Origin of the sequence: Arthrobacter subterraneus (assembly GCF_900099735.1) — a bacterium.
In the GTDB taxonomy this organism is placed as follows: Bacteria; Actinomycetota; Actinomycetes; order Actinomycetales; family Micrococcaceae; genus Arthrobacter_D; species Arthrobacter_D subterraneus.
In genome coordinates this window covers 1-13,333 of record NZ_FNDT01000035.1, presented here as the reverse complement: position 1 = coordinate 13,333, position 13,333 = coordinate 1, and the positions used below count along the sequence as shown (strand labels likewise).

The window sequence follows — 13,333 nt, the reverse complement described above, 5'->3', positions numbered from 1 at the left end:
AGGATGGTGTTCGCCCGCCGCAGTTCGCGGACCTCGCGCTCGAGCTCGGTGATCCGCTCCGCATCGCTGCTCGTTGTGCCCGGGCGCAGTCCCTCATCGATCTCGGCCCGCTTCACCCAGGTCCGCAACGCTTCCGGGTTCACTCCGAGCTGTTCACCGACACGCCCGAACGCTCCGGTCCTTGTTGCCGGGTTCTTTCGCGCCTCGATCACCATCCGAGTCGCACGCTCGCGCAACTCGATCGGGTACTTCCGCTGTGCTGCCATGAAAAACATCCTCCGGGTAATCGATGTCTCCATCAAACCCGGTACGGTTCACCCTTGACGAAACCGCACAATCGCTCGATTATGCCCCGATCATCGGGTCCGCTGACTGATCCGGCCCGGCGGAGAGGGATGGGTTGGCCGATACGCCGGGTTCTGTCCTGCAGTTCGGTGAGGACCTGCAGTGGCGGCCATCTATCTACGAACGCCGTTACCGGCGCCCTCCAGCGGCCTACCCGGACACTCGGACGGGCAGTCCTCAAACGTGTCCTGTCTGGCCTTGCTCCGGGTGGGGTTTACCTAGCCGCTCCGGTTACCCGGTGCGCTGGTGGTCTCTTACACCACCGTTTCACCCTTACCCCGTCTGGACGAAGCCATCGGGGCGGTCTGTTTTCTGTGGCACTTTCCTGCGGGTTACCCCGAGTGGGCGTTACCCACCACCCTGCCCTGCGGAGCCCGGACGTTCCTCGTGGAAGAACCGAAGTCTTTCCACGCGACCGCCTGGCCAACCCATCCTTACCCAATTCTACGGGCCGGGTGCCGGGGCCCGCGTCCGAGGCACCCGTAGGTGACCGGCGCCGGCGGCTATGGACCCACCGGTAGAGTGTTGGGGTGCTGATTCTGCTTCCTCCCTCCGAAGGAAAAACGGCCGCGCGTAGAGGGCATCCGGTCGACCTCGCTGCCCTGTCCTTTCCCGGGCTTGCTGACGCCCGCTCGGAGGTAATGACGGCGCTTTCAAAGGTGAGCGCACATGAGGACGCCTCTGCTGTTCTCGGCGTCGGCGGCTCCCTTCTGGACGAGGTGCGCCGGAATATCGGGCTTCGCGATGCTCCCGCAGCACCGGCGCATGCCGTCTATTCCGGGGTCCTGTACGACGCGCTCGGCTACCGCAGCATGACCGTTACGCAGAAGCGCAAGGCCGAGGCCGCCGTCGTCGTCATCTCTGCCCTGTGGGGCGCAATCGGTTTCGGCGATGCGGTGCCCGCCTACCGGCTCTCCATGTCGGTTGAGCTGCCGGGCACGGGCCGGCTGGCAGGATTCTGGCGGCGGCACCTGGCGGAGGTCTTGGATGAGCGGGCGCGGGACTCGCTGATCGTCGACTGCCGGTCAAGCACGTACGCGACCGTCTGGGCGGGCCCACCCGAACGGTCGGTGGGGGTCAACGTCTTTCAGGAGCGGAGCGGGCGCCGTACCGTCGTCTCACACTTCGCCAAGCACACGCGGGGTGAATTGGCGCGCCACCTGCTGACCCGCAGGGGGAAACAGCCCGGTACCGCCGAGCAGCTGCTCAGGGCCGCCGGTGAGCGGTGGACCTGTGAGCTGGAGCCGTCGTCCGGCCGGAAAGCCGCCCAGCTCAATATCATTCTCCCGGGTACCTGACCGGTTCGGGGAAGCCCGAATGGGTCAGCTATCCGGCTCGGCGACCAGCTCGACCTCGAACCCCTCGGAGTTCTCAAGGTACGCCGCGTAATGGTCATGCCCGCCGGCATAGGGATGCCTGTCGCCGAACAGGAGCGACCATCCATGACTCGCAGCGCGGCGCGCAAGGAGGTCGACCTCGGCCCGCGATCCCGCGTTGAAGGCAAGGTGGTTGACGCCCTGCCGGCGCCGCTCATGGGAACCGGGCGCAACGTCCGGCCCCGCCTCGATCACAAGGTAAGTGCCGTTCCCAGCCCAGCTGGCGCCGTCGTTCCAGCTATCCTTCGGCACAAAACCCAACCGTTCGAACAGCCAGCCCATACTGCTTCGGGCAGCCCCCAGGTCCCGGACCCAGATCTCGACATGGTGCAGTGATCCGCTGGCGGCCCGTGGAGCTTCAGGAGTGGCAGTATCTGCCGCTTTCTGCGGCTTCGGAGAGGTCCGCGGCTTCCAGTCGACGCCGGCCATCCCGGCATCCATCGCCTCGTTGGACAGCCTGTCTGCGTCCTTGTTCTTCTCGCGGGGAATCCACTCATACCGGACGCGGCGGGGATCAACGAGTCGCCGGGCCTGACCGGCCAGTTTCTGCATGTCAGCATGCTTGATTTTCCAGCGGCCGCTCATCTGCTCGACGACGAGCTTGGAATCCATTCGAACGAGGATGCGGCAACGCGGGTCTATCTCATGGGCCAGCTCGAGACCGGCAAGCAGGCCTGAGTATTCGGCGACGTTATTGGAGGCGATCCCGACGTAGCCGGCCTTCTCCACGAGGATGGCCCCCGTGTCAGGGTCTCGGACCAGGGCACCGTAGCCGGCGTGCCCGGGATTGCCCCGTGAACCGCCGTCGGCTTCTACGATGAGGAGGTCGCGGGCGGGGCCGGCAGCGCCGTCGTCAGGGGTGGAAGGTGACACGTCATCGAAGAGGGTTCCTGCGGGATCGTGCACCCTTGTCAGCTTCCCCACTCTGCCGAACGCACGAGGATGCACCCCGAGTCCGGGCAGAACACGACATCGTCCTCTGCTGCGCGGGAGATGTCGGCGAGGTCACCGGGGCTGAGCTGCATGCCCGACCCTTCAGAACGCCCGTGGAAAAGCCTCGCCGCGCCGACTCCGCGCTTCGCCAGGGTCTTCTCATAGATGGCCAGGAGTGCCGGCTCGAACGACGCAGCGAGCTCATCCCGTGCTGCCTGCACCTGTGCGCGCTCGGCGTCAATCCCGGCAAGCTCCTCATCCCGGGCATTTTCGAGCTCCCTCAGCCGGGCCTGCACCGAGTCCGAGCGCTTCCGCGCGTCATCGCGTGCCGTGCGTGCGGTTTCAACCCGCTCCATCACTTCCAGCTCGATGTCCTCGAGATCCGACCGGCGGCGGGTCAGCGACGCGACCTCGCTCTGCAGGGCCGTAAGGTCCTTGGAGGAACCGGTTCCGCTGTTCAGCCGCTGCTCGTCGCGTTCGAGCCGCGTGACAACCGACTGGACGTCATCTTCGGCCCGCTTGAGGTCCCGCTCCGCATCGCCAAGGTTGGTCGCCGCGGTGACCAGCTCGGATTCCGCTGCCGCCACCTGGGCAGCCAGCGCCGCCAGTTCAGGGTTCGCACGGACAGTAGCTGCCTGCCGTTGCAACTGGTTGAGCTTCGAATCCTTTGCCTGCAGGTCAAGGAGCCGCAGTTGTTCCGCCTGGGGTGCTTTTGCCACCGATCGTCCTCCGCCTCGCCTAATTCCTTTGTCCGTCTACCTTATGGCACTGCTGTGGGGACCCGGCACGCTCTTCAGGTTTGAAACCGGCGACGATGCGCGCCTAATTTCCGCCCGGTGTGAGCACAAAGTCCCAGGGATCGGAGTTCACGCCGCTGACGCGTACGTCGACGGTGAAACCCTGGTCCGACAGCACGTTGGACAACGCGTTGGCTGCCGGGGTGAGCCAGAGCCACTCGCTGCCGAAGTGTGAGACGTCGATCAGGTACGGACGGCCGTTCACTGCGGATTCCCTCGCCTCGAGCGCAGGGTGGTGGCGCAGGTCGGCCGTAACGTAGACGTCCGCCTGGCTTGCACGCACCTGGTCGAACAGGTTGTCACCGGCGCCTCCGCACACCGCCACCCGCCGCACCAGACCGTGGCGGTCCCCTGCGACGCGCATTCCGCCGGCCACCGCAGGCAGCAGTCCGAAGACCAGTTCAGCGAAGTCTCCCAGGGAGGTCACCTCGGCGAGGTCCCCCACCCGGCCGATCCCCTCCTCCGGCAGTCCGTCCGCTGCGCTGGCCAGCGGCTCCACGTTGGATAAGCCGAAGGCGTCCGCCAGCACGTCGGAAACCCCGCCGACTGCGCTGTCCCCGTTGGTGTGAACAGTGACCAGGGCACAGCCTGCCTCGATGAGCCGGTGCACGGCGGCGCCCTTGGCATGGGTCGCTGCCACGGAATGCACGGGTTTCAGCATGAGCGGATGATGCGCGACGATGAGGTCGGCGCCGCGTTCCACGGCGTCGTCGAGAACAGCCTCCGACGGGTCCACAGCAAAGTAGACCGTCGAAACTTCCCGGTCCGGCCGCCCCGCCACAAGCCCCACAGCGTCCCAGTCCTCCGCAAGGGATTCGGGCCACAACTCTTCTATGGCGAGCAGGATGTCGCCGACAGTCGGCCTCGATTCGCTCGCCTCGTCAGTATCCGGGACGCGTTCTTCGTCAGCTTCCATAGCCCTATTTCTACCAGCTTTCGAACCGGATTCCGGGGTCCACCGGGCTCCACCGGCTCCCGCACCCGACGGCGGCGGGAATCATCGCGCCCCGCGACGCATTGTTAAGACCATGATGACTTTCGTATTGGGCGGGGGCTGCTTCTGGTGCCTCGATGCCGTCTACCAGAAGACCCGAGGCGTGACCGAAGTGGTGTCCGGCTACACCGGCGGCCATGACCCTAACCCCCACTACGAATCCGTGTGCGCCGGCATCACCGGGCACGCCGAAGTCGTGGCTGTCACCTTCGATGAAACCGTTGTTCCCACCGAAGTCATCCTTGGCATCTTCTTCGCCGCCCACGATCCCACCACGCTGAACCGCCAGGGATACGACGTCGGCACCCAGTACCGTTCGTCGATGTTCTACCAGGACACCGAACAGAAGGAACTGTTTGAGCGGGCCATCGAGCGGCACCAGGAGGACTGGGCGAACCCGATCGTGACCGAGGTGGTCCGCCTTCCGAAATTTTTCGTGGCCGAGGAATACCACCAGAACTTCTACGCCAAGCATCCCGAGCAGGGGTACTGCCAGGTGATCATCAACCCCAAGCTTGCGAAGGCCCGGAAATATTACGCAGAATGGCTCACCGCATAGTTCCCCTTCTGGCCGCTGACTAGGCTGGGCACAGTTTTGCTTCAATCCGTACGTACCTCAGACAGGAAACCCATGGCACCGATTTACGACGACGTCACCCAGTTGGTCGGCCGCACTCCCCTGGTGCGCCTCAACCGCCTGACCGAGGGACTCCACGCGCAGGTGGCGGTGAAGCTCGAGTTCTACAATCCTGCCAACAGCGTGAAGGACCGCATCGGCGTCGCGATCATCGATGCAGCTGAGAAGGCCGGAGCGCTCAAGCCGGGCGGCACCATCGTCGAGGGCACCTCGGGCAACACCGGAATCGCACTCGCAATGGTGGGAGCAGCACGGGGCTACAAGGTGGTTCTCACCATGCCGGAGACCATGTCCACTGAACGTCGGGTCATGCTCCGGGCTTATGGCGCCGAGATTGTCCTCACGCCGGGCTCCGAAGGAATGCGCGGCGCAGTTGAGCGTGCCAAGGAGATCGTGGCCTCCAGCGAGAATGCCATTTGGGCCCGCCAGTTCGCCAATGAAGCGAACCCCGAAGTCCACCGGACCACCACCGCCGAGGAAGTGTGGAATGACACTGACGGGTTGGTGGATATCTTTGTTGCCGGCGTAGGCACCGGCGGAACCGTCACCGGCGTCGGGCAGGTGCTCAAGGAACGCAAGCCCGGCGTGCAGATTGTCGCCGTCGAACCTGCTGACTCCGCGATCCTCAACGGCGGCGCTCCCGGTCCCCACAAGATCCAGGGGCTCGGCGCCAACTTTGTTCCGGAAATCCTCGACACCACCATCTACGACGAGGTCATCGACGCGAGCGTCGAGGATTCCGTACGGGTAGCACGTGAGCTGGGCACCCGGGAAGGCATCCTCGGCGGCATCTCCTCCGGAGCCATCGTCTGGGCGGCGCTTGAGCTCGCCAAGCGCCCGGAGAACGCCGGTAAGCTCATTGTTGCCGTTGTCTGCGACTTCGGGGAGCGCTACATCTCCACCGTGCTGTTCGACGACATCCGGGGTTAGTCATTCCTTCAACAGAAAGTGGTCTGTGAGCTTCCTAGCGAGACTGCGAGAAGACCTTGAGGCTGCCCGGGCACATGATCCGGCAGCGCGGGGCAATGTCGAAAACGGCGTCGTCTATTCAGGGCTGCACGCCATCTGGGTACACCGTCTGACCCACCGTATGTGGGCTGTTCCCGCCCTCCGGTTCCCTGCCCGGGTGCTAGCGCAGCTGGCGCGGTTCCTCACCGGTATCGAGATCCACCCGGGCGCCACGATCGGACGGCGGTTCTTCATCGACCACGGTATGGGGGTGGTGATTGGCGGAACGGCTGAAATCGGCGACGACGTCATGATGTACCAGGGCGTCACCCTCGGGGGTCGCTCCCTGGAGAAGGTCAAGCGCCACCCAACCATCGGCGACCGCGTCACTATCGGGGCCGGGGCGAAGGTCCTCGGCCCGATCACGATCGGTGCAGGCAGCGCTGTGGGAGCCAACGCCGTCGTGGTGAAGGACACGCCTCCGGATTCGATTGTGACGGGAATTCCGGCCACGTTCCGGCACCGTGACGCCGCAAGGGAGACACTTCCTGCGGTCGATCCCGCCGAGTACATCGACCCGGCTCTGTACATCTGAGCGCGACCTACGGCTGACGGGCGACGCCCTCCCCACCCGACAAAAGCGCCCCGGCGGTTTCCACCGCCGGGGCGCTTTTTGCGTGTACGGGACCCTTAGTGGGTGTCTACTGCTTCGACTTCCGAGCGGTCCTCGCCCCACAGCGTGTGGAACGTTCCTTCGGCATCCACCCGGTTGTAGGTGTGGGCGCCGAAGAGGTCCCGCAGGCCCTGGGTGAGTGCGGCGGGCAGGCGCTTGCGGCGCAGACCGTCGTAGTAGGCCAGCGATGAGGAGAAAACGGGAACCGGGATACCCAGCTGAACGGCCGTCGCCACCACGCGTCGCCAGGCGGGAACCGCACCGGCAATGGCCTCGGCGAAGGCCGGCGCCAGGAGCAGGTTGGCCGGCTTCTCATCTGCCGCGTAAGCCTTCATGATGTCGTCCAGCAGTTCCGCGCGGATGATGCACCCTGCACGCCAGAGCGAGGCGATCTCGTCCAGCTTCAGGTCCCAGCCGTACTCCGTGGCTGCCGCGGTGAGCATGTCGATGCCCTGCGCGTAGCTGACAAGCTTCGAGGCGTAGAGGGCGAGGCGGACGTCCTCGACGAAGCCCTCGGGCAGTTCAACGCTGCCCTCGTGGCCTTCAAGGATGCCCTGCGCGAGCTCGCGCTGGTCCCGCTGGGAGGAAAGGCCGCGGGCGAACACGGACTCTGCAATGCCCGAGGTGGGGCTGCCGAGTTCCAGTGCGGAGACAACCGTCCAGCGTCCGGTTCCCTTCTGTCCGGCCGAATCGACCACGACGTCGACGAAGGGCTTGCCCGTGCGGGCGTCGGTGTGCGCCAGCACTTCAGCCGTGATTTCGATCAGGAACGAGGAAAGCGTTCCGTTGTTCCAGTCGTTGAAGATTTTCGCCTGCTCAGCCGGCTCGATGCCGGCGGCGGTGCGCAGGACGTCGTATGCCTCCCCGATCACCTGCATATCGGCGTATTCGATCCCGTTGTGCACCATCTTCACGAAGTGGCCGGCGCCGTCGGTGCCCACCCAGGTGCAGCAGGGCTCACCGTTGTACTTGGCGGAGATCTTCTCAAGCATGGGGCCTAGGGAATCGTAGGACTCGCGCGATCCGCCCGGCATGATGGAGGGTCCGAGGAGCGCTCCCTCCTCGCCGCCCGACACACCGACACCAACGAAGTGGAGGTTCTTTTCGGCCAGCGCCGATTCCCGGCGGCGGGTGTCCTCATAGTGAGAGTTACCGGCGTCGATGACGATGTCACCTGGTTCAAGCAGCGGCTCAAGCTGCTCGATCACTGAATCAACGGGAGCGCCTGCCTTGACCATGATCAGTACGCGGCGGGGTTTCTCCAGCGAATCCACCAACTCCTGGAGCGATTCGGTCCGAATGAAATCGCCCTCGTCGCCGTGCTTCTCGAGCAGGGCATCGGTTTTCTCCACCGAGCGGTTATGAAGGGCTACGGTGTACCCGTTGCGGGCGAGGTTCCGTGCCAGGTTCGCTCCCATAACGGCGAGGCCGGTCACGCCGATTTGTGCACTCATCAAGTCTCCATCTGCAGGTTTGCCCCCGTGGTCAGGGGCACATCACTTAGCGACGCCCCTGTGCGCCTTGGCCCTCCCACCCTATTACCGGGGTGATGCCCGATGCCAGACGCGCTGCCGCCTGCAGGTAATGAGCTGACACAGAGGAAGCACAGATTGGGCGTCGGTATCAGTCCTGATTGCTATCTTTATATGCGTTCCTCAACGAAAGAATCCGTCTTGACTTCAACCCCCTCGGCCGTCCGAGACTTCCGACCTGACATCCAGGGCCTGCGTGCCATTGCTGTCCTGGGGGTTGTCCTCTACCACGCAGGCGTGGCAGTCATCCCCGGCGGGTATGCCGGGGTCGACGTCTTCTTCGTCATCTCCGGGTTCCTCATCACGTCGCACCTTGCGCGGACCCTCCGGTCCACAGGATCCATTTCATTCGCAGACTTCTATCTGAAACGCGCGCGGCGGATTCTTCCTGCGTCGATGTTGGTCATGGTCCTCACAACGATCGCCGCCTATCTCTGGATCCCACGGGTGGATGTACCGGGTGCGCTCCAGGACGCCGCCGCCACAGCCTTGTACGTCCCAAACCTTCTCTTCGCCGTGCAGGGCACTGATTACCTCGCGGAAACCGCTCCCTCGCCGTTTCAGCACTACTGGTCGTTGGGAATCGAAGAGCAGTTCTATCTCCTCTGGCCTGCGGTTCTCGCAGTCGCGTTTCTCGCGGCGCGGAAGTCGCCGCGGGGGTTGCTGGCGGTGGCCGCCGTCATGGTGCTGGGCTCGTTCAGTGTCAACTTGCTCCTGATGCAGGTCTCCACCCCATGGGCATTCTTTTCCCTCCCGAGCCGGGCGTGGGAATTGGGAGTCGGAGCAGTGATTGCGCTGCTCCCGTCAACGGTGACGAAACGTGCAGGTACACCGGTGGCGGGCGCCGTGCTGACCTATGTGGGGCTCGCAGGCATCACGGCATCTTTCGTGCTTCTTTCCGAAACCACGCCGTTTCCCGGTTTTGCCGCGCTCCTCCCGGTACTGGCAACCGCCAGCACCATTCTGGGCGGGTCTGGCGCAGCCGCACATCCCCGTGCACTGTCGAACGGCCCCATGCAGGCTATCGGCCGGTGGTCCTATTCGATCTATCTTGTGCATTGGCCGCTCCTGACTATCCCCCAGCTCGCGGCAGGAACGGAGAATCCTCTTCCACTGGTGCTCACGTTGGCTCTGGGAGCTGCGAGCGTCCCCCTGGCAGTCCTCATGTACCGATATGTGGAAGAGCCGCTCAGAAAGCCTTGGAGAAGTCCCCTCAACACGACCCGGCGATCGCTCACGCTCGTTGCCGGCGTCTCAGCAATATGCGCGGTCACTGCACTCACGACGGCGCAGGCTGTGGACCGAAGTAGGATCACCACCGATGAAACTGCCGGTTTTACCGCCGGGACAAGGAACCCGGAGGGAACCCCCTACGTCCCGTCGAACATTGACCCCGCGCTTGAGGAAGCCGGGGCCAGCGTTCCCGACACCTACGCCGACGGCTGCCACCTGGACCAGCTTGAGATCGAGCTGGCGCCGGGGTGCCAATACGGAGCTGATGACACGGAGCTCGACATGGTTCTGTTTGGAGATTCGCACGCTCAGCAATGGTTTGGAGCACTCCAGTCGGTGGCCACCGAGAGCTCATACCGGCTGCATACCCTGACGAAATCCTCCTGTCCGTCTGTGGACCTCATGATTTCCGTTAAGGATGCGCCCTATACCCAGTGTGAGGACTGGAAAAAGAAGGCAATAAAAGCAATCCACGAGCTGGACCCCGAAGTTATTGTGCTCGCCAACTACGGGCGGGTTCAGCCGGCGGATCCATCGGCTCCCCTGGAAGAACAGTGGGCAGAAGGACTCGCTTCGATGATCGATCAGATGCCGGCTGACGCGGAAGTGGTCATCCTCGCGGATACGCCGGAATTTCCGGTGGCGCCGGCTTCGTGCCTGTCAAGGAACCTTGAAGAGGCCGATGCATGCAGTGTGCTCCGCGAAGATGGAGTTGATTTGTCCCGGCAGAGCCTCGAAAAGGACGTAGCTCTCCGGGAGGGTGCGCACTATGTCGATCTGACGGCTTACCTCTGCACCGATACCTGCCCTGCGATCATCGGCAACGTGTTGGCCTATCGGGATGAGCATCACATTTCCCGCCCGATGTCCCTCGCGCTCGGAGAGCCCCTGGCCACTGCGCTGGCAGGGATCATCTGAATCCTCAAACCGAAAAACCCCGCTGTTCCAGCCCATACGGGCCAGGAATAGCGGGGTTTTCAGTGGTGGGTCCTACCGGGATCGAACCGATGACATCCACGGTGTAAACGTGGCGCTCTACCAGCTGAGCTAAAGACCCTTGACGCGGCGGGGCTGTGTGAACCGCCCTGCACCACGAGGAATTACTGTACCGGATCGACAGTCCGCAATGCCAATCAGGATGGCGAGGATCCGCCGTCGTGATTTTCCGTCGGCGGCAGAGCGTGAGCGAGGTGCGCGAGCGACTCAGACACGCCCAGTTCGAGCTTCAGGGACGCGAACTCGTCACCTCGGGTGGCGCCCCTGTTCACGATGACCACCGGTTTGCCATGCTTGGCCGCGTGCCGCACAAAACGGAGCCCACTCATCACCGTCAGCGAGGAGCCGGCCACCAGTAGGGCACCGGCGTCATCGACCATTGCGTACGCGCGCTCCACCCGGTCCTTTGGCACGTTCTCGCCGAAGTAGACAAAGTCCGGCTTGAGCATCCCACCGCAGACAGGGCACGGCGCAACGGTGAAATCCGAGGTGTCGTCAACATCGGCGTCAGCGTCCGGCGCTACGTCGCCGGCGTCTCCCGTCCGTTCGAGGTACCCGGGATTCAGCCGCTCAAGCAGCCGCGCGATGTCCCGGCGGCTGAAGGAGCTGCGGCACTGAAGGCACACCACGCGGTCGTACGTTCCGTGCAGATCCACCACCGTGGTGCTGCCGGCGGCTGAGTGCAGCCTGTCGACGTTCTGTGTGATCAGGCCGGTCAGGAGACCCCGCTGTTCCATCAGCGCCAGCGCGCGGTGACCGTCATTGGGATCCGCCCGCCGGAGGTGGTGCCAGCCGATGTGATTCCGCGCCCAGTAGCGACTCCGGAGTGCCTCATCCCCCACGAACTGCTGGAATGTCATGGGGCTTCGGGGTACGGAGTTGGGTCCGCGGTAGTCAGGAATTCCCGAATCGGTGCTGAGCCCGGCACCGGTCAGTACCGCCAGCCGCTTCCGGGCGAGAAGCTTCACCGCGGATCGCAGGTCCGCGATTTCCTCCGGGGTCAGCCCGCCCGCCGCGGCAGCGTCTGTGCTGGCGAATCCAGTCATGCCGAAGCCGGGCAGCGATGACGCGTGCGGCGGCGGCGTGGTCATTGCGACGCCGGAACCGTCGGTTCACAGAGCTGAACGAGCGCGGCCCGGTAGTCCTCAAACGGCCTCGGCTGCCCCAGCGGTGACTCGATCCGGGCTCTGATGAAACCGGCTGCATCAATGAAAAACGTGACGCGCCGCGCGTATCCGTCGGTGCGGTCCAGTGCCCCATACTTCTCAGCCACCGCGCCATGGGGCCAGAAATCGGCGAGGAGATCGAAGCTGTATCCATGCTCCTCCGCATAGGTGCGAAGTGCGTACTTGTGGTCCACCGACACAGCAAGAACCCTGACACCGCGCGCCTGGAACTCCCCCAGATTGCGGTGGATCTCGTCCAGTTCGCTCGTGCAGACCCGCGAGAATGCGAACGGATAGAACACCAGAACGACAGCGGACCCCTGCAGTGAATCCATGCTTACGGGTTCACCGTGCTGGTTGGGGAGCTCAAACCCGGGAGCGCGGTCGCCGGGCGCGGGCAGGGCGGTCACTTACTGCTTGCGTCGGGCCACGAGCCGCGTAGCGGCCCAGTCCCGGGAGACCCCGGCCGACGACGTTGCGTGCAGTCCGGCTGTGGGCGCTGCCTCCTGGATCTCGGACGGAGGAACATAGCCGTCCCGCCCCGACTTGGGCGTGAGCAACCAGACAACCCCCCCGTCATCAAGACAGGTCAACGAGTCCACCAGCGCATCCACCAGGTCGCCGTCGTCGGCCCGCCACCACAGGAGTACACCGTCGACCACGTCCTGGTCATCCTCAGTGAGGAGTTCGGATCCGATTTCATCTTCCAGGTCGCCGCGGAAATCAAAGTCGACATCCTCGTCATACCCAAGTTCCTGAACAAGGTCGCCGTCCTTGAAACCCAGTTTGCCCGCCACGCTACCTGCTGTGGCGGCTTCGGCCTCGCTCACTTTTTTCCTCCCGAAAGGCTGCGTTCTTCTCGGAGGTGCTTCTGACCCCGGATCCACAGTACGTTGATATGCATTATTACCAGCCAACACCCTTAAGCGCTACGCTTCAACCCGCGCCCACGGCCGCCGGGTCCGACCGCGCCCCTCCCGGGCCCATTCTGGCGCCGTGCCGGTGCGAAGGCAGAGAGCGGCCATTCGAATCGGCCGTTTCTGCCCTGCGTAACGTGGCCCGTTGCGGCCCATTCGGCTACGCATCAAACACCCTGCAGGGCTAGAGTGTCACAGTGAATCCATACGTCCGGCGAACGCCGATCGGATTCTGACCGCTTCGACGAGCAACGGCCCGAAGCGCAAAGTCGTAGACGTCGCAGACATAATCTGCGGATTGGGAGGGTTTGGCATGGTTGCTGATCAGGGGATTGTGGGTGCGGGTTCTGTGGATTCGGATCCGGAGGAGACGGCTGAGTGGGTTGAGTCGTTTGATCAGCTGGTTGATGTGCGTGGTTCTGAGCGTGCCCGTGAGGTGTTGGGTCGTTTGTTGGCGCGTGCCGGTGGCCGGTCGGTGGGTCTTCCCAGTGTTGTGACGACTGATTATGTGAATACCATCCCGGTTGATGAGGAGCCTGAGTTCCCTGGGGATGAGGAGATCGAGCGGAAGTTCCGGGCGTGGATGCGGTGGAACGCGGCGGTGATGGTGCATCGTTCGCAGCGGCCGGAGATTGGTGTGGGCGGTCATATTTCCACGTATGCGGGGGCGGCGACCCTGTATGAGGTGGGGTTCAATCATTTCTTCAAGGGTAAGGATCACCCCAGTGGTGGGGATCAGGTGTTTTTCCAGGGTCACGCGTCGCCGGGGATGTATGCGCGGGCGTT

The 13,333-nt window shown here is 64.0% G+C and carries 13 protein-coding genes, 1 tRNA gene, 1 other RNA gene and 1 pseudogene; 6 read left to right on the top strand and 10 right to left on the bottom strand.

Annotation, left to right across the window (positions count from 1 at the left end; translation table 11 throughout):
* The coding region (locus BLS52_RS17560) for a transposase (RefSeq protein ID WP_425425051.1) at positions 1-215 on the bottom strand (215 nt) is incomplete at its 3' end.
* Between the two features lie 177 nt (positions 216-392).
* Positions 393-776: RNase P RNA component class A (gene rnpB, locus BLS52_RS17555), an RNA gene on the bottom strand.
* Between the two features lie 99 nt (positions 777-875).
* On the opposite strand from rnpB, the gene BLS52_RS17550 reads away from it, so the two are divergent.
* Positions 876-1,643, top strand: a complete 768-nt coding sequence (locus BLS52_RS17550; RefSeq protein ID WP_090588434.1) for a YaaA family protein — start codon at positions 876-878, stop codon at positions 1,641-1,643.
* 24 nt (positions 1,644-1,667) lie between these two features.
* On the opposite strand, the gene BLS52_RS17545 is transcribed toward BLS52_RS17550, so the two are convergent.
* The 3 genes from BLS52_RS17545 to BLS52_RS17535 all read right to left on the bottom strand — a co-directional run bounded on the left by BLS52_RS17545 (position 1,668) and on the right by BLS52_RS17535 (position 4,367).
* A complete protein-coding gene (locus BLS52_RS17545; protein ID WP_342707478.1) occupies positions 1,668-2,627 on the bottom strand; it encodes a reverse transcriptase-like protein in 960 nt (319 codons plus the stop codon).
* A 5-nt stretch (positions 2,628-2,632) separates the two neighbouring features.
* Complete coding sequence (locus BLS52_RS17540; RefSeq protein ID WP_026544979.1) at positions 2,633-3,373, bottom strand: zinc ribbon domain-containing protein; 741 nt, start codon at positions 3,371-3,373, stop codon at positions 2,633-2,635.
* A gap of 103 nt (positions 3,374-3,476) precedes the next feature.
* On the bottom strand, positions 3,477-4,367 hold the full coding sequence (locus BLS52_RS17535) for a Nif3-like dinuclear metal center hexameric protein (RefSeq protein WP_026544978.1): 891 nt from the start codon (positions 4,365-4,367) through the stop codon (positions 3,477-3,479).
* A 112-nt stretch (positions 4,368-4,479) separates the two neighbouring features.
* On the opposite strand from BLS52_RS17535, the gene msrA reads away from it, so the two are divergent.
* The 3 genes from msrA to epsC all read left to right on the top strand — a co-directional run bounded on the left by msrA (position 4,480) and on the right by epsC (position 6,625).
* Entirely contained in the window at positions 4,480-5,004 is a 525-nt protein-coding gene (gene msrA, locus BLS52_RS17530) for a peptide-methionine (S)-S-oxide reductase MsrA (protein WP_026544977.1), read from the top strand.
* A 72-nt stretch (positions 5,005-5,076) separates the two neighbouring features.
* Positions 5,077-6,012 (top strand): cysteine synthase A, encoded by a 936-nt coding sequence (gene cysK / locus BLS52_RS17525; protein ID WP_026544976.1) that lies wholly within the window; start codon positions 5,077-5,079, stop codon positions 6,010-6,012.
* Positions 6,013-6,037: 25 nt separating this feature from the next.
* Entirely contained in the window at positions 6,038-6,625 is a 588-nt protein-coding gene (gene epsC / locus BLS52_RS17520) for a serine O-acetyltransferase EpsC (RefSeq protein ID WP_026544975.1), read from the top strand.
* A 95-nt stretch (positions 6,626-6,720) separates the two neighbouring features.
* On the opposite strand, the gene gndA is transcribed toward epsC, so the two are convergent.
* Positions 6,721-8,157 (bottom strand): NADP-dependent phosphogluconate dehydrogenase, encoded by a 1,437-nt coding sequence (gene gndA, locus BLS52_RS17515; protein WP_026544974.1) that lies wholly within the window; start codon positions 8,155-8,157, stop codon positions 6,721-6,723.
* A 219-nt stretch (positions 8,158-8,376) separates the two neighbouring features.
* Between gndA and BLS52_RS17510 the strand changes: the two genes are divergently transcribed.
* Positions 8,377-10,386, top strand: a complete 2,010-nt coding sequence (locus BLS52_RS17510) for an acyltransferase family protein (protein ID WP_026544973.1) — start codon at positions 8,377-8,379, stop codon at positions 10,384-10,386.
* A gap of 63 nt (positions 10,387-10,449) precedes the next feature.
* On the opposite strand, the gene BLS52_RS17505 is transcribed toward BLS52_RS17510, so the two are convergent.
* The 4 genes from BLS52_RS17505 to BLS52_RS17490 all read right to left on the bottom strand — a co-directional run bounded on the left by BLS52_RS17505 (position 10,450) and on the right by BLS52_RS17490 (position 12,460).
* Positions 10,450-10,525, bottom strand: a tRNA-Val gene (locus tag BLS52_RS17505).
* A gap of 76 nt (positions 10,526-10,601) precedes the next feature.
* Positions 10,602-11,555 carry an NAD-dependent protein deacetylase gene (locus BLS52_RS17500; protein WP_090588432.1) on the bottom strand — a complete coding sequence of 318 codons (954 nt, stop codon included), beginning with the start codon at positions 11,553-11,555 and terminating at the stop codon, positions 10,602-10,604.
* Positions 11,552-12,040 carry a peroxiredoxin gene (locus BLS52_RS17495; protein ID WP_026544972.1) on the bottom strand — a complete coding sequence of 163 codons (489 nt, stop codon included), beginning with the start codon at positions 12,038-12,040 and terminating at the stop codon, positions 11,552-11,554. Before BLS52_RS17495 ends, BLS52_RS17500 begins: the two co-directional genes overlap by 4 nt.
* Entirely contained in the window at positions 12,041-12,460 is a 420-nt protein-coding gene (locus tag BLS52_RS17490) for a DUF3052 domain-containing protein (RefSeq protein ID WP_026544971.1), read from the bottom strand.
* A 400-nt stretch (positions 12,461-12,860) separates the two neighbouring features.
* Between BLS52_RS17490 and BLS52_RS17485 the strand changes: the two are divergent.
* Positions 12,861-13,333, top strand: a pseudogene (locus BLS52_RS17485) (pyruvate dehydrogenase (acetyl-transferring), homodimeric type); the annotation flags it as partial.

What these genes read in the sequence shown, in the direction of transcription:
- cysK (WP_026544976.1), top strand. Translation starts at nt 5,077, where the DNA reads ATGGCACCGATTTACGACGACGTCACCCAGTTGGTCGGCCGCACTCCC.
- BLS52_RS17500 (WP_090588432.1), bottom strand. Translation starts at nt 11,555, where the DNA reads ATGACCACGCCGCCGCCGCACGCGTCATCGCTGCCCGGCTTCGGCATG.
- gndA (WP_026544974.1), bottom strand. Translation starts at nt 8,157, where the DNA reads ATGAGTGCACAAATCGGCGTGACCGGCCTCGCCGTTATGGGAGCGAAC.
- BLS52_RS17535 (WP_026544978.1), bottom strand. Translation starts at nt 4,367, where the DNA reads ATGGAAGCTGACGAAGAACGCGTCCCGGATACTGACGAGGCGAGCGAA.
- msrA (WP_026544977.1), top strand. Translation starts at nt 4,480, where the DNA reads ATGATGACTTTCGTATTGGGCGGGGGCTGCTTCTGGTGCCTCGATGCC.